Annotated in this window: 25 protein-coding genes; 14 read left to right on the top strand and 11 right to left on the bottom strand. The window is 57.5% G+C overall.

What is annotated here, in order from left to right:
- Positions 1 to 66: 66 nt before the first annotated feature.
- Positions 67 to 1,107: a sodium:calcium antiporter gene (locus M8010_RS09305; protein ID WP_250090640.1), complete on the top strand. Its 1,041-nt coding sequence runs from the start codon at positions 67 to 69 to the stop codon at positions 1,105 to 1,107.
- Here M8010_RS09305 and M8010_RS09300 read toward each other — a convergent pair.
- Complete coding sequence (locus M8010_RS09300; RefSeq protein ID WP_284048065.1) at positions 1,104 to 1,583, bottom strand: C40 family peptidase; 480 nt, start codon at positions 1,581 to 1,583, stop codon at positions 1,104 to 1,106. The genes M8010_RS09305 and M8010_RS09300 overlap by 4 nt on opposite strands.
- Before the next feature lie 176 nt (positions 1,584 to 1,759).
- On the opposite strand from M8010_RS09300, the gene M8010_RS09295 reads away from it, so the two are divergent.
- The 7 genes from M8010_RS09295 (at position 1,760) to M8010_RS09265 (ending at position 7,634) form a co-directional block, all read left to right on the top strand.
- The gene (locus tag M8010_RS09295; RefSeq protein ID WP_250090637.1) at positions 1,760 to 3,328 is read left to right on the top strand and encodes a bifunctional GNAT family N-acetyltransferase/carbon-nitrogen hydrolase family protein; all 1,569 of its coding nucleotides are present in this window, start codon (positions 1,760 to 1,762) and stop codon (positions 3,326 to 3,328) included.
- 6 nt (positions 3,329 to 3,334) lie between these two features.
- Positions 3,335 to 5,263, top strand: coding sequence for an intermembrane phospholipid transport YdbH family protein (locus tag M8010_RS09290; protein ID WP_250090635.1), 1,929 nt, complete (start codon positions 3,335 to 3,337; stop codon positions 5,261 to 5,263).
- A 60-nt stretch (positions 5,264 to 5,323) separates the two neighbouring features.
- Entirely contained in the window at positions 5,324 to 5,497 is a 174-nt protein-coding gene (locus tag M8010_RS09285; protein ID WP_250091155.1) for a YnbE family lipoprotein, read from the top strand.
- Positions 5,498 to 5,526: 29 nt separating this feature from the next.
- Positions 5,527 to 5,871, top strand: coding sequence for a YdbL family probable chaperone protein (locus tag M8010_RS09280; RefSeq protein ID WP_250090633.1), 345 nt, complete (start codon positions 5,527 to 5,529; stop codon positions 5,869 to 5,871).
- The gene (locus M8010_RS09275; protein ID WP_250090632.1) at positions 5,872 to 6,546 is read left to right on the top strand and encodes a polyamine aminopropyltransferase; all 675 of its coding nucleotides are present in this window, start codon (positions 5,872 to 5,874) and stop codon (positions 6,544 to 6,546) included.
- A gap of 135 nt (positions 6,547 to 6,681) precedes the next feature.
- The gene (locus tag M8010_RS09270) at positions 6,682 to 7,215 is read left to right on the top strand and encodes a hypothetical protein (protein ID WP_250090630.1); all 534 of its coding nucleotides are present in this window, start codon (positions 6,682 to 6,684) and stop codon (positions 7,213 to 7,215) included.
- A 23-nt stretch (positions 7,216 to 7,238) separates the two neighbouring features.
- Positions 7,239 to 7,634: a hypothetical protein gene (locus M8010_RS09265; RefSeq protein ID WP_250090628.1), complete on the top strand. Its 396-nt coding sequence runs from the start codon at positions 7,239 to 7,241 to the stop codon at positions 7,632 to 7,634.
- Here the strand turns inward: M8010_RS09265 and M8010_RS09260 are convergent.
- On the bottom strand, positions 7,631 to 8,491 hold the full coding sequence (locus tag M8010_RS09260) for a PA4780 family RIO1-like protein kinase (RefSeq protein ID WP_250090626.1): 861 nt from the start codon (positions 8,489 to 8,491) through the stop codon (positions 7,631 to 7,633). The two genes, M8010_RS09265 and M8010_RS09260, sit on opposite strands and share 4 nt — an antisense overlap.
- A gap of 175 nt (positions 8,492 to 8,666) precedes the next feature.
- Between M8010_RS09260 and M8010_RS09255 the strand changes: the two genes are divergently transcribed.
- On the top strand, positions 8,667 to 9,359 hold the full coding sequence (locus M8010_RS09255; RefSeq protein WP_250090616.1) for an SDR family oxidoreductase: 693 nt from the start codon (positions 8,667 to 8,669) through the stop codon (positions 9,357 to 9,359).
- Between the two features lie 15 nt (positions 9,360 to 9,374).
- On the opposite strand, the gene M8010_RS09250 is transcribed toward M8010_RS09255, so the two are convergent.
- Both M8010_RS09250 and M8010_RS09245 read right to left on the bottom strand, forming a co-directional pair.
- Positions 9,375 to 9,743 (bottom strand): ribbon-helix-helix domain-containing protein, encoded by a 369-nt coding sequence (locus M8010_RS09250; RefSeq protein WP_250090615.1) that lies wholly within the window; start codon positions 9,741 to 9,743, stop codon positions 9,375 to 9,377.
- 47 nt (positions 9,744 to 9,790) lie between these two features.
- Positions 9,791 to 10,360 carry a DJ-1/PfpI family protein gene (locus M8010_RS09245; RefSeq protein ID WP_250090613.1) on the bottom strand — a complete coding sequence of 190 codons (570 nt, stop codon included), beginning with the start codon at positions 10,358 to 10,360 and terminating at the stop codon, positions 9,791 to 9,793.
- 140 nt (positions 10,361 to 10,500) lie between these two features.
- Between M8010_RS09245 and M8010_RS09240 the strand changes: the two genes are divergently transcribed.
- A complete protein-coding gene (locus M8010_RS09240) occupies positions 10,501 to 11,493 on the top strand; it encodes a CobW family GTP-binding protein (protein ID WP_250090612.1) in 993 nt (330 codons plus the stop codon).
- The gene (gene arfB / locus M8010_RS09235) at positions 11,487 to 11,900 is read left to right on the top strand and encodes an alternative ribosome rescue aminoacyl-tRNA hydrolase ArfB (RefSeq protein ID WP_250090611.1); all 414 of its coding nucleotides are present in this window, start codon (positions 11,487 to 11,489) and stop codon (positions 11,898 to 11,900) included. The genes M8010_RS09240 and arfB overlap by 7 nt, the downstream gene beginning before the upstream one ends.
- On the opposite strand, the gene M8010_RS09230 is transcribed toward arfB, so the two are convergent.
- Genes M8010_RS09230 through M8010_RS09220 form a run of 3 tightly spaced genes read right to left on the bottom strand, consistent with a single transcriptional unit; the run spans position 11,891 to position 14,049 of the window.
- The gene (locus tag M8010_RS09230) at positions 11,891 to 13,120 is read right to left on the bottom strand and encodes a MerC family mercury resistance protein (protein ID WP_250090609.1); all 1,230 of its coding nucleotides are present in this window, start codon (positions 13,118 to 13,120) and stop codon (positions 11,891 to 11,893) included. The genes arfB and M8010_RS09230 overlap by 10 nt on opposite strands.
- A gap of 42 nt (positions 13,121 to 13,162) precedes the next feature.
- The gene (rsrA, locus tag M8010_RS09225) at positions 13,163 to 13,399 is read right to left on the bottom strand and encodes a mycothiol system anti-sigma-R factor (RefSeq protein WP_250090608.1); all 237 of its coding nucleotides are present in this window, start codon (positions 13,397 to 13,399) and stop codon (positions 13,163 to 13,165) included.
- Complete coding sequence (locus M8010_RS09220; RefSeq protein WP_284048045.1) at positions 13,396 to 14,049, bottom strand: RNA polymerase sigma factor; 654 nt, start codon at positions 14,047 to 14,049, stop codon at positions 13,396 to 13,398. The genes rsrA and M8010_RS09220 overlap by 4 nt, the downstream gene beginning before the upstream one ends.
- Before the next feature lie 163 nt (positions 14,050 to 14,212).
- Between M8010_RS09220 and M8010_RS09215 the strand changes: the two genes are divergently transcribed.
- The gene (locus M8010_RS09215) at positions 14,213 to 14,722 is read left to right on the top strand and encodes a cupin domain-containing protein (protein WP_250090604.1); all 510 of its coding nucleotides are present in this window, start codon (positions 14,213 to 14,215) and stop codon (positions 14,720 to 14,722) included.
- A gap of 31 nt (positions 14,723 to 14,753) precedes the next feature.
- Here M8010_RS09215 and M8010_RS09210 read toward each other — a convergent pair whose 3' ends face one another.
- From M8010_RS09210 to M8010_RS09195, 4 genes are all read right to left on the bottom strand, one after another.
- Positions 14,754 to 15,107, bottom strand: coding sequence for a DUF1428 domain-containing protein (locus M8010_RS09210; protein WP_250090603.1), 354 nt, complete (start codon positions 15,105 to 15,107; stop codon positions 14,754 to 14,756).
- A 16-nt stretch (positions 15,108 to 15,123) separates the two neighbouring features.
- Positions 15,124 to 15,483 (bottom strand): YciI family protein, encoded by a 360-nt coding sequence (locus tag M8010_RS09205; protein ID WP_250090602.1) that lies wholly within the window; start codon positions 15,481 to 15,483, stop codon positions 15,124 to 15,126.
- A gap of 18 nt (positions 15,484 to 15,501) precedes the next feature.
- On the bottom strand, positions 15,502 to 16,335 hold the full coding sequence (locus M8010_RS09200) for a YciI family protein (protein ID WP_250090599.1): 834 nt from the start codon (positions 16,333 to 16,335) through the stop codon (positions 15,502 to 15,504).
- A gap of 81 nt (positions 16,336 to 16,416) precedes the next feature.
- Positions 16,417 to 17,643 carry an RNA polymerase sigma factor gene (locus M8010_RS09195; RefSeq protein WP_250090598.1) on the bottom strand — a complete coding sequence of 409 codons (1,227 nt, stop codon included), beginning with the start codon at positions 17,641 to 17,643 and terminating at the stop codon, positions 16,417 to 16,419.
- 108 nt (positions 17,644 to 17,751) lie between these two features.
- Between M8010_RS09195 and M8010_RS09190 the strand changes: the two genes are divergently transcribed.
- Complete coding sequence (locus M8010_RS09190) at positions 17,752 to 18,129, top strand: thiol-disulfide oxidoreductase DCC family protein (protein ID WP_250090596.1); 378 nt, start codon at positions 17,752 to 17,754, stop codon at positions 18,127 to 18,129.
- 77 nt (positions 18,130 to 18,206) lie between these two features.
- Positions 18,207 to 18,524: a putative signal transducing protein gene (locus M8010_RS09185; protein WP_250090594.1), complete on the top strand. Its 318-nt coding sequence runs from the start codon at positions 18,207 to 18,209 to the stop codon at positions 18,522 to 18,524.
- The last annotated feature ends 16 nt before the right edge of the window (positions 18,525 to 18,540 follow it).

Genomic DNA, 18,540 nt, shown 5'->3' with positions numbered 1-18,540 from the left:
GGGCTGTAAAATCTCCTGCCAATGGTGTTTTACACCGCGACTGTTCAGGTGGCAAGGGATAGAACCATGATTCCATTGGAGCCGGAAAACTGGAGTCTGCTGCAGGGTAGCCTCGTTTTTTGTGTATGCGCTGCGGTTATTGCCCTGGCAGGCACCCGCATTACTCGGATTGTGGACCAGCTGGCTGATCGCACCGGTATCGGCGAAGCGGCTGCAGGGGCGGTGCTGTTGGGTGCATCCACGTCACTGGGTGGGTCCGTGCTTTCGGTTACGGCAGCCTGGAACGGCCATGCTGAACTTGCGGTCAGTAACGCGCTGGGCGGTATTGCCGTTCAGACGTTTTTCCTGGCTGTAGCAGATATGGTGTATCGCCGCGCGAATCTTGAGCATGCTGCCGCGTCGGTGCCAAACATGATGCAGAACGGGTTGCTGATCTGCCTGCTGTCGCTGATCCTGTTCGCGCCCTACCTGCCAGAGTACACGATAGCGGGCGTGCATCCGGTAACGCCGGTGTTGCTGGGTGTCTATATCTACGGTATCCAGCTGGTGCGGCGTGCAAACGAGTCACCAATGTGGCGACCTTCAATTACCAGGGATACGCGGGAGGACAAGCCGGATGACCTGACCACCATGCCGCCGCTGTCCCGGCTATGGATTGAGTTTCTGTTGCTGATGTCGGTGCTTGGCCTCGCAGGTTGGACGCTGGAGCCGGCTGCAACGGTCATCGCGGACAAGACCAACCTGACGCAAACTGTTGTCGGGGTCATGTTGACGGCTATAAGCACGTCGATTCCCGAGCTGGTCACATCGATTGCCGCTGTGAGGCGCGGTGCCCTGACTCTGGCGGTCGGGGGCATTATCGGAGGCAATGCCTTTGATACCCTGTTTACTGCGGCTTCTGACATCGCCTATCGCGAAGGCTCGATTTACCATGCCATGCCGGAGGATTCGAAATTCTGGGCGGTTCTGACGCTACTGATGTCCGGTGTGCTGATGATGGGGCTGATTCGCCGTGAACGCCACGGCATCGGCCAGATCGGGATGGAAAGCGTGGTTATTATGGTGCTCTATGTGCTGGGTGTGGTGTTGTTGTTGGCGGGCGGCTAGTCAAATCGTCTTGCCTGGCTGAACCGGTCGCGCCAGTAGTAACCGTTGAGGGACGAGTGGGTGACGCCAATCGATGTTGATGAGTGAATGAAACGGTCACCACCCATATAGATCCCCGCATGCTGGTCCTTGCCCTTAATGCGGAAAAACACCAGGTCGCCGGCCTGCAGGTTATCGCGTGCTACGATATCGCCCGCGGATAGCATCTGGGAAGTTGTGCGTGGTAACTGGTGCCCCAGAGCTTCATCGAAGGCAGTGGCGATAAACCCGGAGCAGTCGAATCCGCTGGCGGACGTGCCACCGTATCGATAGGGCGTACCCTCGTAGCGCTCAAACACCTGCCATAACCGATCCGCCTTTGCTGAGTCGACTTTACTGGACGGTTCCCAGTCAGAATCAGTGGCTGAACGCATACTCTGGTTGCTGGCACAGCCAGCCAGGCTGAGGGCAATCAGGATGGCGAAAAGCGGAAGCATTGGGCGTTGATTCACTGGGTATAACCTCAAACTGAACGGCATCCTCCTACTTTAAAAGCCGGAACGCACGTTTGTCAGGTTAAAGTTTGCTTCATTTTGTGATCCTGAAAACGCCACTTGACGGCTTGAGGCTGTTTCGCAAACTATGGATAGACGCTTTCAGCCCCGAGGTTGCAATGAGTCCTCCCTTCTCAGACCAGACCCAGCGCCTATACGTCAGAAACGCTGCCATAAGTGATATTCCCGGAATCATTGCCCTGAGCCGGCGGGTATACGAAGGAACCGGCATGTACGGGTATACTGCCGGACCGCTGACAGGGCAGATCAACACGTTTCCGGAGGGACAGTTTGTCGCCATGCTTGGTGATCGGGTGGTGGGCTACTGCGCCACTTTTCGTATTGGTGAGGACACAGCGCTTGCGCCCCATGACTGGACGGAGATTACCGGTAATGGCTACGCCTCACGGCACGATCCAGAAGGGGACTGGCTGTATGGCATGGAGGTCTGCGTGGACCCGGAGTGCCGAGGCTACCGGGTTGGCGAGCGTTTATACAACGAGCGTAAGGATCTGTGTCAGGCGTTGGAGCTACAGGGGGTGGTCTTTGCGGGCAGGTTGCCGACACTGGCCAAGCGCCTGAAAAAGTTTGAGTCGGTCGAAGCCTACGTAGACGCGATCAAATCCAAAAAGCATCGCGACCCTGTGCTGTCGTTCCAGTTGCACAATGGGTTTGAAGTTCATGGCATTATCCCCCACTACCTGGATGCAGATCATGCGTCCCTCGGCTATGGCATTCACCTGGTCTGGCGCAATCCGAAAGTGGCCCGAAATGGCGACAACGGCAAGGCCAAGCGCTATGGCAGGCGCGTGCCGGATACCGTGCGAATCGGCACCGTTCAATACCAGCAGCGGCGGGTGGCTTCGTTTGAGGAATTCAGCGATATCGTCAGATACTTTGTCGACGTAGTGTCCACTTACAAGGGTGATTTCGTGGTGTTCCCGGAGCTGTTCACGTTGCAGTTACTGTCCATCGAAAGCCGCGAGGGCAGCCCGGCGGAAGCGATCGAGGCAGTAACTGAATACGCCGAGCCCTTCCGCACCCTGATGCGGGACCTGGCCCTGAGGTACAACATCAACATCATTGGTGGTTCCACCCCGATCAAGGATGAAGATGGCCGGATTCGCAATATGGCCTACGTGTTCCTGCGCGACGGACAGGTGTTTTCACAACCCAAGATCCACCCCACGCCGAACGAGGCCTACTGGTGGAATATCGCCGGCGGCAACCGCGTCACCGCCATCGAGACGGATTGCGGGCCCATAGGCGTTCTGGTCTGTTACGACGCGGAATTTCCTGAACTGACCCGGCATCTGGTCGACCAGGGTATCCAGATACTGTTTGTGCCCTTCTGCACCGATGAGCGCCAGAGTTACCTGAGAGTCCGTTATTGCTGCCAGGCCCGTGCCGTGGAAAACCAGCTGTTCGTGATCATGTCCGGCAATGTGGGTAATCTGCCCAAGGTCCCCAACATGGAATTGCAGTACGGCCAGAGCTGCATTCTGACACCCTGTGACTTCCCGTTTGCCCGTGACGGTATTGCGGCGGATACCACCCCCAATGTGGAGACGGTCGCTTTTGCCGACCTTAGACCGCAAACACTGATTACCGCTCGCAACAGTGGCACGGTCAAGAACCTCAAGGATCGACGGCATGATCTGTACACAGTGAACTGGCGCGGACAGTAAACCGATATGGCCCGTGCGATGACGCTACGTCGAGTTCTGTTTTGGCTGCTGATCCTGCTTCTGGCGCTTTTGATCGCGGGGGGCTGGTATGCCCGTGTTGCCTGGGACGAGTGGCGGCAGTCAAACAACATCCGACACATTGAATGGCAGGGTGTCGATGTGTCGCTGGCGGGGCTCGGAATAGAACGTTTTTCCATTACCCAGGTTCGGGGTGAGCAGCCCTATTCCGTTGAGGGCGAGGAACTGTCACTGGGTTGGAGCTGGCACTGGCACGGTCCGGTGCCAGCCGTGTTTCGGTTGCGACGGTTGACGGTAAGTGTCCCGGCATGGCCCGGCTCCGGCGAGCAGGAGGGGACAGCCTCGGATGGTTCCGGCGCACTTCCCCGCCATTTGCCGGCCTGGCTGCCTGACACCATTGATGTTGGCGAGCTTGTGCTGATGCTTCCGGACGGTATACGGGCGACCGGCGACGTGACCGTCTCACGGCTCTCGGTTCCTGACGAAAGGGAAGTTGTCACCAACGCTATGAAGATAGAGGCACCACTTTCAGGAATGCCCCTGAAGGGGTGGAGGCTCCACGAAGGGCTGGCGGTAATGGTATTCGCCGGCAAGGCCAACGAACAATCGGCTGCTCTGGACTTTAAAGAGGACACTCAACTTGAATTCGCGGGGGTTGATGCTCCGGAAAACGCGGCGCAATTGGATAAAGTCAGGATCAATCTGGCGGGGACCAGACTGGCTGCCGGATATGACATTCACCAGCCAATGGCGCTGGAAAGTCTGACTTTTGAGGGGCCTGCGGTAGCAACGGCTGCCGCTATCCATCATCCGCAACTGCGATCACGATCCTGGCGCCTTGAAGGCCAGTTGGAAGGTAGTCTTAAAGCTTTCAGGCTTGATGGCAGGCTTTCCTCAGACGCCGGGGCCGAAGCCGATATGGTTTTCCGCTTTCCGTTCGATGGGATTCCGGATGTTGATGCTGAAATGACAGCAACCGGCCCAAAGGGACATCGGGCATTGGCGTCGACCTTCACCGCCTGGCCGGAAGAGCTTGAGATCGGGGAGGGCAGTCTCAAGGCCAGCCTGGGGTTGCGGTTGCCATCCGAAGGCACTGAAATCCAGGGAAAAATCAGTTTCAATGGCCTCGGAGGGCTGTTTGCCAGAACGGCCTGGGCCGGTCTTGATGGCGGGGTCGCCATCGCTCTCTCAGGAGGTCAACTGGCTGTCAGCACCTCCGGCCTGACGGTCGATACGGTCAATCCTGGCATCTCCCTGGGTAACGTCCAGGTTGCGGGGCGTTATCGATCGACGACGGAACGTGTTGCTGCAGGGACCCTGGTGTTGGACGGGGCTACTGCAGAGCTTCTGGGAGGCAATGTCAGGATCGAGGCAGGGACGTGGCAGCTTTCTGAAATGCCCCTCCTGTTCCCACTGGAACTCAGCGGCATTGAGTTATCGCAGCTGATGCAGGTATATCCCACTGAAGGGCTTGCCGGCACCGGTATACTTGAGGGTACGGTTCCATTGCGTATCAGCGGGGAGAGCGTCAGTATCGATGCCGGAAAGATCAAAGCGCAAGCACCCGGAGGCACACTGAAGCTGCCGGCAGATCGGTTGCGAGGCATGGCGCAGAATAATGAGGCCATGGCTTTGGTGGTGCAGGCCATGGAAAACTTTAACTACAGCGTTCTGAACAGCACGGTAGACTATGATCAGGACGGAAAGCTGATCCTGGGGTTGCGTCTCGAAGGCAGCAGCCCCGACGTGCGTGATGGGCACCCGATTGTGCTGAACATCAACCTGGAAGAAGACATCCCGGCTTTGCTGACCAGCCTGCAGCTCAGCGGCCGGGTTAATGAGGCGGTAACAGAGAAAGTGCGCAACCTGATTCAGAAGCGAGATGCTCACGGCGAATCAACAGGATCGGGGAACTAATCAGGAGTGAGGTATATGGGTAGATACAGGCCGGGCATTTTGCCCGGGAAGACTCGCAAAATGCTGGTGATGCTGGCACTTATCCTGGGTGTGGCGGCATGCACACCCACCGTACAAATGCAGGCACCCAAGGAGCCCATCACCGTGAATCTGAACGTCAAGATCCAGCACGAAATTTATGTAAAGGTGGATAAAGACGTGGATGAACTATTCGGCGAAAAGGGCTTGTTCTGATGATCAATTCTGAACCCAGGGAGTCACTCATGAAACGGTTTGTTCAACTCGGCGCATTCATCCTCGCGCTTTGCCTCGCTGTACCTGCATTTTCGATGGGGCTGGAAGAGGCCAAAAACCAGCTGGATGCCGCCAAGCAGCAGGGCATGGTGGGTGAAACACCAACCGGTTATCTGGATGTGGTTAAGGCGGAAGGTAACGCACACGGCATTGTAGAAGCTATCAACAAGGCCCGTCGGGATGAATATGCCCGCATTGCGGAGAAACACGATATTCCCGTAACCCAGGTGGAAACCGTCGCTGGTCAGAAGGCACTGGAGAAAACACCCTCGGGCCAGTTCATTCTGGTGGATGGCAAGTGGGTCAAAAAATAGATGGCTCGCTTTGAGGAAATCGGCACTGCGACCATTCCCGGCAATGGCAGCCAGTTGCGTTTACTGCAACGAAACGACGAATTCTCCATCAAAATCGCCGGGAAAACCGGTGAACTGATGAACAGCCGCTTACACGGCTCGGAGGATGCCCTGGCCACGCTTGCCTGTGAGCGTATCGCGGGGTTACCTGAGCCTCGCGTACTGATTGGCGGATTGGGGATGGGATATACGCTGGCCGCAGCTCTGGCAGCCCTGCCGGAGCAGGCGAGGGTAACCGTGGCGGAACTGGTTCCGGAAGTTGAAGTGTGGAACCGGGGGCCGTTGGGGGCTGCAGCCGGGTACCCGTTGAACGATGCCAGGGCCAGCGTCCACGTCGGCGATGTGGCGGAGCTTTTGCGAAAAGGCGATGGTAACTGGGATGCGATCCTTCTGGATGTGGACAACGGTCCTGAAGGGCTCACCCGCAAAGAGAATAACTGGATTTACTCCCCGGGCGGTATCGCCGCTGCCCAGAAGTCCCTCAGCCCCGACGGTGTTCTTGCCTACTGGTCCGCCGGGCCTGAGTACGCGTTTACCGAGAGGCTGCGCCGTGCCGGTTTTTCGGTAGAGCCTGTCACCGTGAGGGCTCTGAGACCGGGCAAGGGTGCACGTCACGTCATTTGGCTAGCCTGGTAGTCAGTCCCATCCTGTACATTCCATTGCCGCATGGTCATTCGAAATACATGTATTGAGGTTGTAGTTTCAGAGCTAAGGGGCAGCGGTCAGAAGTAGGAGCCCCGTTAATTCTCTGAGATGCTCTGGAGGTACTTCATGACATCCTCAATCAGTTTGACCGGCGAGCAGCAGGGCCACAAGGTAGCTGCAGTCTTTAACACCGAGATCCACGCCAGGGGAGCGGCCAAAGTATTGTGTGGAAGAACGAGCGTGACAGATGTTCAGATATCTGTGCTGAGTCCGGGCGACCTGCATCAGGGCAGCGAACTGGAGCCTGATGATCAGGGTATCTGGCAAACACTGGTACGTGCCCATATCGGATTGGGTGCTGGCGGTGCAGTGGCAGGATTCGTCGCCTTTTTGATACTGAGTGCCCTCGGTATCGGGTTTATAGCCCAGAATGCACTAGTTGCTGCTTCAGTGCTGGCTGCGCTTGGCCTGATGTTGGGTCTTATGCTTGCAGGGGCGGTGACAATTCGTCCGGACCACATGCCTTATCTGATAAAGACGCAGTCTGCATTGCGTAAAGGCAAGTATATACTGGCGGTTCACGCCGCCAATTCGCAGCAACTTCAGGAAGCAAAGTCGCTTCTTGATTCCTGGAATGTTAAAACAGTGCAAACCATCTGATTCAACCAGCCGGGATTCTGTTAATGGAAGATCTGAAGCGTTCGCGGGTAACCATTATTGCCGTTAGTGCCATTGTTCTGTTTTTTCTCACCAACTACCTGGCGCGGTTCCTGTTCGGGCTGACAGGTGTGTTGGTGTCGGTGGTTATTGCGGCCTTGATCGCGGTGTATATCAGTTGGTCGGTGGCTCGCATACTGAAGCGGGTACCGACCGGTGAAGAGCGCACACGGGTGTTGTGGTCGTATGGTGGCTTTCTTGGTGCTCTGTTCGTGGCCTGGGCCGCCTACGTAGGCCTGTCTTCCGGGCTGGATATGGGGGCGGTGATATTTCTGCTCAGCCATTACCTGCCATACCCGGCACTTGCCCACCTGATGCTGTCTGATCGCATGGTGGGCAGATTTGTGGGTGAGCCTGGCTAGTCGTCACCTTCCTCGGCATCCCGTTCGCGCTCTTTCCGTTCACGCTCCTCTTCTTTAGCGGCATCAATAACCGCCATCAGTTCGTTCACATCGGCACTTTCGGTGTCATGCTCGAAGCAGCCGGTCAGGCGGCTCTCAGGGTGCAAGTCGCCGGCCTCGTAGAGCGCCCAGATTTCCTTGCCATAATCGGTATTCAGCAGTTCCGGTGCAAACCGGCCGAAATAGCGGCGCATGTTGTCCACGTCCCGTTCCAGCATTTGTTCGGCACTATTGTTGCCGGACGCATTGACGGCCTGGGGCAGGTCGATAATCACGGGGCCGCTCTTGTCCACCAGCACGTTGAATTCCGACAGGTCACCGTGAATTAGCCCCGTACACAGCATGCGTACCACATCTGCAATGATCAGGCCGTGATATTGCCTAGCCTGCTCCGGTGATAGTGTTACTTCACCCAGTTGCGGCGCCACTTCTCCGTCCTGGCCGGTGACCAGGTCCATCAGCAACACGCCGTCTACAAAGCCATGGGGTTGAGGGACCCGCACACCGGCCCCTGCCAGCCTGTAGAGGGCATCCACCTCTGCGTTTAGCCAGGCATCTTCCTGTTCCTTTTGCCCAAACCGGGTTTTCTTGCCCATGGCCCGTGCCCTGCGGGTGTTACGGACCTTGCGGCCCTCCTGATACTGAACGGCCTGCTTGAAGCTACGCTTCTGTGCTTCCTTGTATACCTTGGCGCAGCGAACCTGATCGCCACAGCGCACCACGTATACCTCGGCTTCCTTGCCACTCATCAACTGGTAAAGCACTTCGTCCACCATGCCGTCATCGACAAGGGGCTGTAATCGTTTCGGTATTTTCATAATGCCTTTTGGTTGGCTGGTTGGCCTGGCCGTTCAATCCTGTTGAACGGCATGTCTGCGGCTATATTACCTGATATTGTCGCAGGAACCCTCATGAGCGCAATGATCTGCGAAAGCTTCAGGTTCCGTAGGTAATCCGTGACACTGTTCCAACACCACATTCAGGAGAGAATTTATGACGACTGACCCGGTTATGTTTATCACTGGTGCTTCATCCGGCATTGGCGAGGCAACGGCACGCGCGGCGCAGAAGGCTGGTTATCGTCTGGTGCTTTCTGCTCGCTCGGAAGACAAACTGAAAGCCCTGCAAAACGAGCTCGGCGGCAGTGAACGGGTACTGATTGCACGATGTGATGTGCAGAGTATGGAGGATCAGCAGGCAGTAGTGGATTCTGCCCTGGCGACGTTCGGACAGATCGATGCCGTGTTTGTTAATGCGGGCCGCGGCGGAGAGCCCGGGGGATTCAGTGGCGCGGACCACGAAGTCTGGAAAGACATGATCCTTACCAATGTCTACGGCGCCGGGCTGACTGTTCAGTGCTGTCTGCCGGCTCTGCGAAAAAGTCGTGGCCATCTTTTGTTAACAGGCTCTGCTGCCGGCCGGGTTACCATTCCTGGGTCCATGTACAGTGCGACCAAGTGGGCCGTCTCGGCCATCGGCTATGGTGTGAGAGAAGAACTCCGGGGCTCCGGCATTCGGGTCACCCTGGTCGAGCCGGGAATGGTGGATACGCCATTCTTTGATGAGCGCCCGGATAATGCCCTGAAACCGGACGATATTGCCGAGGCGGTTATGTACGCCGTATCCCAACCAGCCCATGTTGATGTCAACGAAATTCTGGTGCGGCCAACGCCTGCGCTCAAGTGAAACCGGGACCGCCGCTCAGTGGGTTGCTTCGCTGGGTGGCTTTTGTTCCATGTTTTTGGCCAGGATTTTGTCCGCATCGAGTGAGGCAATGGGTACCTGGGTATCCCGGGGAATATCGCCACTGAGTTGCAGCGCCAGGTAACGCATGGCGCACACCCTCAGAAACGAGGTGAAGTTGCCCAGGTCGTGCCCGGCGTCGATGGATTCGTGGTAAAGCCTGGTGATCATCTGGGGCAGGTTCATGCCGTCCCGGGCCGCGATTTCCGTGAGGGCTTTCCAGAAGGCGTTTTCCATGCGGATGCTGGTCACCATACCGTCAATACGCAGGGAATGGGTACGACTGACCCAGAGCTCGGAATCCGCCTGGACGAAGAGTTTGCACATGGCGTTGTCCTCATGAATCCGGGGCCACCTCGGTGGCCCCGCTTCCGTCACTTGTCCAGCAGTTTGAAAAACTGTGCCAGCCACTGGGGATGGGCCGGCCATGCCGGGGCTGTCACCAGATTACCATCGGTGACTGCGGCGTCAACGTCGATCTCGGCGAAGCGGCCCCCGGCCAGCTCCACTTCCGGCTGACAGGCCGGATAGGCGGAACACTCTCGCCCTTCCAGCACGCCGGCTGCTGCCAGTAGCTGCGCACCGTGGCAAATAGCGGCCACGGGTTTGTCGGTTTCGAAAAAGTGGCGAACCAGTTTCTTGACGTCTTCGTTCAGGCGCAGGTACTCCGGTGCACGGCCTCCGGGTACCACCAATGCATCGTAGTCCGCTGGGTTGAGGCCTGCGAAATCCGCGTTCAGGGCAAACCGGTGGCCGGGCTTCTCGCTGTAGGTCTGGTCGCCTTCGAAGTCGTGAATGGCCGTGGCAACGGTGTCTCCCGACTTCTTGTCGGGGCATACCGCATGAACTGTGTGGCCCACGGCCTGAAGTGCCTGGAAAGGCACCATGGTTTCATAGTCTTCGGTGAAATCACCGGTGATCATCAGAATTTTTTTGCCGCTCATACCCTTCTCCTTGTGCTTGTTGATGGTAGCCTGTTCACATTATCAAGAGCTGGATGGGAGCGGGTATTAGGGGGATACTACAGTGTTATGTTATAACACTTGGTTGCGCCGACTCCTTCACCTACCGACACGGGCAATTTATGAATTTACCAATACCCACCAATCTGGTGCTCGGTTTTCTGGGCGTGGGAAAGACCACCGCCATACTGGATCTGCTCAGAAAAAAGCCCGACGGCGACGTATGGGCGGTGCTGGTCAACGAATTTGGGGAAGTGGGCATTGATGGCGCCATTCTGGAAACGGAGGGTGCTTTCGTACGGGAAGTCCCCGGAGGTTGTATGTGTTGTGTCGCCGGCCTGCCGATGCAGATTGGTCTCAACCAGTTAATCCACAAAGCCAGACCGGATCGCTTGCTGATTGAGCCGACCGGGCTCGGCCATCCCTCCCAGATTATTGAAACGCTGACAGGGGAATACTACCGTGATGTGCTGAAGCTGGGGCCGGTAATTTGTCTGGTGGATCCCAGACGGCTGGAGGAGCCCCGGGTTATGGAAAACGTACAGTTCCAGGATCAGGTCGCCGCCGCTGACATTGTTGTAGCCAACAAAACAGATCTGTGTCAGCCGGAGCAGGTGGCCCGGTTTGATGACTGGATGGGTAGCCTGCAGCCAGCCAAAACCGCCGTGTTCCATACCAGGCAGGGCCAGATGAATTTAGATTGGCTCGATGGTGCGACCGCATTGTCAGAAGTAGGCTCACCTCATGCACATCACCACCATGAATCGGCCGAGCCTGAGCCCATTCCGGATATCCGGGACGAACCCTGGCAGCGGGTGAGTAACCACGGGCAAGGGCACTTCAGCCTGGGCTGGCGAATACATCCGGAAACGGTATTTTCAGAAACAGCTTTGCTGGCACTGTCCCTGGACAGCCACTTTGCCAGGTTCAAGGCGGTGGTTAACACCAGCGAGGGCTGGCGCACGATCAACATGGCGGATGGTAGCCTGTCGGTATCAGAATGCGAGCCTAGGGAACTGTCCAGAATTGAAGTGATCAGTGAGCAGAGTCTTGATGCAGATGTGCTGGACAACAGCTTGCGGGAGACCATCGGGTATACGGAACTTTCATGCTGACAATTTCAAACACGGTTGAGCTGGGTGACTGGGAGATTGAACTGACCCAGATCCGCGCACAGGGTGCCGGCGGGCAGAACGTCAACAAAGTGGCTTCTGCGGTTCACCTGCGCTTCGACATTCTCAATTCCAGCCTGCCTCCGTTCTACAAGGAGCGGTTGATGGCGCTGTCTGACCAGCGCATCAGCAAGGAAGGCATCATCGTTATCAAGGCGCAGAGTTATCGCACCCTGGAATTGAACAAGGAAGATGCCCTTGAGCGCCTGAAAGAACTGATTCAGGAGGCGGTGAAGCAGCAGAAAGCTCGCCGGCCCACACGGCCAACCAAGGGGGCACAGCGCAGGCGCGTTGATAAAAAGACCCAGAAAGGTAAGACCAAGGCCCTTCGCGGCAAGGTTCAGATATAGGCGCGGCTTTTCAGGCCGAGACGCCCGGCCTCTTCCCGCCGGCGCAGGTATAGATCCCGGCCCGCAGCGCCTGCCAGAAACACGAAGCCGATGAATTCGATGATAACACCATAGTCGATAAACAGGGCATAAAGCACCAGCGCCATGCCGATGGAGGCCAGGAAAGCCGGTCCGACTGAGCGATGGCGACGGAACCCGGTGGCTATGAGCAGGGTGGCGAGGAGAGTGAACACGGCAATGGTGCCGGCCCAGAGGCCGGGACTGAGTGTTATTCCGGCCCCGAGGGCGGCGAGTATCGCCACGGCAGCCAACGACCCGTAACAACTGATCAGAGCCAGCATCAATGCGGCCACACCCAGAAAACCCCGCCGATGGAGGTCCGCCAGCCAGCGCCTGGGGTGACCCCGTCTCAGCCACTGGTGCAGCCAGCCGGGTGCGTGGTCAGCCCTTTTCGCAGTCAATTCGACAGAGTGGGCGCCGAAGCCCTGCGCAATCTCGCGGGTTTGCTGGCTGGGGCTATGGGCGAAGTAATCCAGCCGGCGCACAATGTGGATGTCCTCAAACCCTGCATCTCCCAGCATGGCCAGCAGTTTGTCCTCTACCGTGGCACCCACCACGCACTCAACCCATAGACGTGGGTCGGAATCGCAATTGACGTTGACGGGGCGGTTGATGACCACATCGGCCAGTTGCAACTGCCCTCCGGGACGCAACACCCGGAACATTTCCCGGATCGCCTTGCGTTTGTCAGGTACCAGGTTAAGAGCGCCGTTACTGGTGATGCTGTCAATACTTTCATCCGCAAGTGGCAGCTGTTCCGCAGAGGCCTGGATGACCTCCACGTTGCCATATTGACTGGCCGCGTGCTGTTTCAGTTTCCGGGTCATGGCCGCTGTCAGATCCAGCGCAATGACCCTGCCATCAGCACCGACCCGCGCCGCCGCAATTAGTGAATCGTTCCCCGCGCCGGCTCCTACGTCCAGAACCGTGTCGCCGGGGCAAACGGCCTGTGCGGTAAAGGGATTGCCGACACCGGCAAAGGAGTCTGCGATGGCGGCGGGAAGTGCGTCGGTATCCCTGGCAGAATACCCCAGGAAACGAAAGGCCTCACGGCCAACCGGAAAATGGAAGTGACCGTCGGGCATCTCCGCCACTGCCGTGTACATGTCCTGTACGGCCTCGGTGATTTGTTGTGGGGAGTATCCAAGGATGGCAACCATGATGGTTTTCCTCTCCAGTGTGTTCCGCTGCCTCCGGACTGCTCAAAAGCGCTCGATCATTTCCCTGATCCGGTGGCGCAACCTTTCAGGCGCCTCCTGCTGGCCACTTCTGGCTACCCGTTCCCTGAGCTGGCGCTCGAACTCTGCCCGGCTGAAGCAATCGTGGCAACGCTCCAGGTGCCGTTGAATTTCGGCACTGGTGTAGCTGTCCAATTCACGATCCATGTATTCGAACAGGCGCTGGACCACCTCTTCGCAGGAAATCCGGGACTCACTCATAGATCACCTCCACTGCTGGTGCCTGACGGTTGCCCGCAGCACTTTGCCAGGCCAGCGTCCTGGCCCTGGCTCCAAAGTGCCTTCTGCAAAAGCGTCCGGGCCCTGCTTACACGTGAACGGATGGTGCCAAGGGGGAGATCCAGCAGCCCGGACGCCTCTTCGTAGCTGTAACCCTCCACCTCCACCAGGACAATAACAACGCGGTAGCCATCTGGCAGGTTATCGATGGCGTTCTGGATGTCTTCGTGCAGTAGGGCATTCACAAACTCTTTTTCCGGGGCTCCCCACCACAGCAGGAAGGGTTGATGGAGCTTTTCAAACAGGGAAAAACGAATATCGTTATCTTCCGGTTCGATGTCCACTTCCTTTTCCTGACGGCACTGGCGCCGGCGCCAATGACTGACAAATGTATGGTGGAGGATTCTGAACAGCCAGCCCTCCATGTGCGCCAGGTCGTCCAGTTGGTCCAGTTTTCTCCAGGCATTGGATACCGTCTCCGCGACCACATCCTCAGCGTCATCCGGATTCCTTGCCAGGCGCAAAGCGGTGCCATATAGGCGATCCATAAGACGGGTCACCTCCTGTTCAAACTGCCCTCTGCACTCCTTCGAGGTGGGCAGGGGGCGTGGTCTCCGGTTGCTGGCTGTCATGTTTTTCCCCGCTTCCATAGCGGCAAGGACGCGTGAACCCCTGGATAAGTTCCGGATCACACCTCGTGGACTACAGCGGGAACAAACCGGGCCTGCAATGCGTCCTTGCAGCCGACCGGGAGTTGTCCCGGAAAACAACCACACTATAAGGAGGATAGAACCCATGGCAGGCAACACAACCATTCGTTCGCCCCATTATTTCAGTAATACTGGCCGCGGCATTGCATTGCTTGCGATGCTTGTAGCCGCACCTGTGGTAGCCGCCGCGACGCCCTATATGGGCGAGGGGCACACCATGGTGAAGCCTTCGGAGCTGGAGTGGGGGCCGGTAGGCTCCATGGCCCCGGGCGCGAAGATTTCGATCATCGAAGGCGATCTGTCGAAGGAGGAGCCGTTTACCATGCGCTTGCGGCTACCGGCGGACTATGTGATCGCACCGCACATACACCCTGCGTATGAGCGGGTGACCGTGCTATCCGGCACCTTCCATTTTGCCCATGGTGAAGAGGTCGACCGCGACAAGGCAACGGCATTGCCCGAGGGCAGTGTTGCGATCATGTCGCCCGGCGATCCGATGTTCGGCTTTACGGAGGAAGAAGTCATGATACAGCTGCATGGCACTGGCCCCTGGGGTATCGAGTACCTCAACCCGGAAGACGACCCGCGGAAATGACTCAGTGGCGCCGGCTTCCGGCGCCACTGCATTATTCGTCCACGACCGTTTCAAAACCGCCGTAAATAAGGCGTTTACCATCGAAGGGCATGGGGTTGATATCAGCCTGGATTCGGGGGTCTTCCATGACTTTCGGCATGCCCTTGTTCCTCGCCTCACGAGAGGGCCAGAGGATCCATGAAAACACCACCGTTTCATCCGGCCTGCATTTAACGGCCATGGGGAAGGAGGTCACCTCACCATCGGGCACATCGTCGCCCCAGCATTCCACAAGCTTTAGCGCGCCATGGTCCTTGAACACCACGGCCGCATCGCTGGCGTGCTTGATGTACTTTTCCTTGTTGGCGGTTGGAACCGCCGCTACAAATCCGTCTACATACGTCATTGTGGTTCTCCTCGTTTCAGTCCTTTGGGGGTAATTCGCGCACAGGTCTTACTTCTATGCTGCCAAAGCGTGCGGGTGGAATACGGCTGGCCAGTTGCAGGGCCTCATTCAGATCGTTGGCCTCCAACAGGTAGAAGCCGGCCAGCTGTTCCTTGGTTTCGGCAAAGGGACCGTCGGAAATCAGTACTTCGTCATCCCGGACCCTCACCGTTGTGGCCGTTTCGATGGGCTGCAGCGGTTGGCCCGTCACATATTTGCCCTGTTCGGTGAGCCTTTCCACACCGGCAATGCACTGCTGGTTGAGGTCGTGCCACTCCTTTTCAGTCATGCTGTTGATGATGCTTTCCTGGTAATACACCAGTGCTACGTATTTCATGGTTATCTCCCTGTGGTTTCAGCCGCAGCTATCAATTTCGTTGCTGACCATCCATTGAGTGCCGAAACGGTCCGTGACCATGCCAAAACGGTGGGCCCAGAAGGTTTTCTCGAATGGCATGACAATGCTGCCGCCTTCCGTCAGTTGGTTGAAAACCTGTTCTGCCTGTTTCGTGTCGCCGTACTCCAGATGTACCTGGACCCCCTGGGGGCGGGTGTAGCAATCACCCGCCATGTCGGCCCCCATTATCCGCCGGCCTTTCAGGGTTAAAGATGCGTGGACGATTTTGTCGTGCCAGTCTTTAGGTGTTTGGTCGGCAATCGGTGTTTCGCCGTGGGTGATCATGGTTTCGATCTGGCCGCCAAGCACATCGGCATAGTAGGCCATGGCCTCCCTGCAGTTGCCTGCGAAGGCGAGATGAATGTTTATCTGTGCAGGAAGCCTCTGGAGTTGCTCGCCCATCTGCCGGTGCTTGTCGATCGCCGCACCGGGTTTAAACTCCTCCAGTCCGAAGAAGGGCCTCAGTTCCAGGCGGGCATGGCCGTCGGCGTCGGATTTTGGCCAGCGGGTGGCCCATTCGATGGCTTCTTCTTTTGACGCTACTTCCAGAACGGTAAAGCCCGCCAGAAGCTCTTTGGTTTCAGCAAACGGGCCGTCGGTGATGACGGGTTCGCCGTTCGTGAACTCGATCCGGCAACCGTCCTTGCTGGGGTGAAGGCCCTCTCCGGAGACAAGTACACCTGCCTTGAGCATTTCTTCGTTGTAATCGGCCATGGCCTGTAGCAGGTCTTCCGAAGGCATTACCCCCTGTTCGGTATCTTTGTCGGCTTTGCGCATCAGCATGAATTTCATGATCACGGTTCTCCCTTTTGATGTTGTGTATCAGTAAGTCGCCCGGGAGAACATAGGATCGACAGCCGGTGAAATTATTTTTCAGGCACTGTCGAGATCCGCCAGTCGACGGTTCAGGAAACGTTGTTCCGGCCCTTGCTGGGTCAGGGTGAGGGCTCGTTGATAGGCGGTTCTCGCGGACAAACGGTCCCCTGATCGGCGGAGGAGGTCGGCGCGGGCGGCGTGATAGAGATAGTAGCTCTGGATGGCTTTGTGGCCCGCAAGCTGGTCCAGAAGTTTCAGGCCGTCTTCCGGCGTGTCCCTCATGGCCACCGCTACAGCGTGGTTCAAGGCAATCACCGGGGAAGGCTGCTGTTGATAGAGGGCCTGGTAGAGTCGCGCTATGCGGGCCCAGTCCGTATCCCCGGGCCCGGTGGCTTCGGCATGGGCGGCGGCAATCGAGGCCTGAAGGGTATACGGGCCGGCAGGGCTCAATTGCAGGGCGCGGGTCAGCCACGCCAGGCCTGATCGAATCTGCTGCCGGTCCCAGAGGTTTCGGTCCTGATCTTCCAGTGTGATGAGTTCGCCATTGCCATCCTGGCGCGCATTGCGGCGGGAGTCGTGCAGGAGCATCAGCGCCAGCACGCCGAATACCTCACCCTCTGGCAACAGCTCGGCCAGCAGCCGGGCAAGCCGGATTGCCTCGGTGGCGAGGCCGACGTTTACAACGGTATTGCCTTCACTGGAGGAGTAGCCCTCATTGAAAATCAGGTAGATCACTTTCAGCACACTCTGGAGCCGTTCCGGTAGTTCCCGGTGTTCCGGCACCTCATAGGGTATATTGGCTTCACGTATCTTGCGTTTGGCCCTCACGATCCGCTGCGCCATGGTGGTTGGCTTCTGCAACAGGGCGCTGGCAACCTGCTCTGTTGTCAGCCCGCATAGTTCGCGCAGCGTCAGTGCCAGTTGCGCCTCAATGGCGAGGCCCGGATGGCAGCAGGTGAAAATCAGCCGCAGAAGGTCATCATCAATGGTGTCAGGGTCTGCTTCCGAGGTATGACATTCGTCGTCAGCGAGGTGGTCGAGATTGTGTCTGGCGGTTTGGCGACGTCGGATATGATCGATGCCCCGCCGGTGTCCGGTTTTGATAAGCCAGGCTGCAGGGTTGTCCGGCACTCCCTGCTCGGGCCACTGCCGGATGGCGGCGGTGAATGCTTCCTGCAGAGCTTCTTCCGCCAGGTCGAAATCCCCCAGCAGCCGGATGAGGGTAGCGTGTACCTTGCGCGACTGATATTGGTAGATGTCATTGATGTGGCTGCTGATGTCCATTGTCGCTACACCCGATCCCTTGCGGCGAATAAGCCGGTTGTTTTATTAACACTAGACATTGTTTTATCGTGTATTCAAGTGAATGTGATGCAACAAATGGAGAGGGCTATGATGGCACCAGGTGATCAGCTTCGCGTGTTTTACGATGGCGCCTGCCCCAGCTGCGTCAAGGACCGCAAGCTCTACGAGCGACTCGCGGGCAGGACCGGCGAATCGGTGGAGTGGGTTGATATCACCGGCCGTGACGATGAGCTGAAGGAACTTGGTATAGAGCCGGAAGCAGCGCTTCAGGAACTTCACGTGGAGGATGGTCAGGGCAACATCCACCGGGAACTGGATGCCTATATTCTGTTGATGTCACGGGTCTGGTTGCTGAAACCCCTGGCCTGGCTAATCGGTTTGCCGGTTATCCGGCCGGCGCTGGCCAAGCTCTACCACAAATGGGTGGGCGAGCGGCTGGAGAAAACCGGGCGCATGCCGAAATAGTCGGATGCAGGTCGACGAACGGCAGTATTCCGGCTAGGGTTCAGGTAAAGAGTTGCCTGAGCCTGCGGAGCCTGCCAATGCAGATAGCCTATCGAGCCCGTGACCTGGCGGAAGCCCATATTATCGCCGGCATGCTGCAATCAAGGGGGATCGAGTCCCACGTGGGTGGTCACTACCTGCAGGGTGCCATGGGCGAAATTGGTGCTGCGGGGTTCACCAATGTCCATGTTGAGGATGAAGACTATTCGCTGGCCCGCAAACTGGTTGCGGAGTACGAGTCCGCCGCCCCCGCTGAGACACATCCTGCAAGCGTTGAAGACCGCGCCAATCGCTATGCGACCTGGTTTCTGTTATTCCTTGCTATCGTGATGGTGGTGCTGTTCGGCGCTCTGTGAGTGTTCGGTTTTTTCA

Source organism: Marinobacter sp. ATCH36 (genome assembly GCF_023555055.1).
Taxonomy (GTDB): domain Bacteria; phylum Pseudomonadota; class Gammaproteobacteria; order Pseudomonadales; family Oleiphilaceae; genus Marinobacter.
The sequence above is the reverse complement of the archived record's forward strand: the minus strand, read 5'-3'. Positions and strand labels throughout refer to the sequence as shown.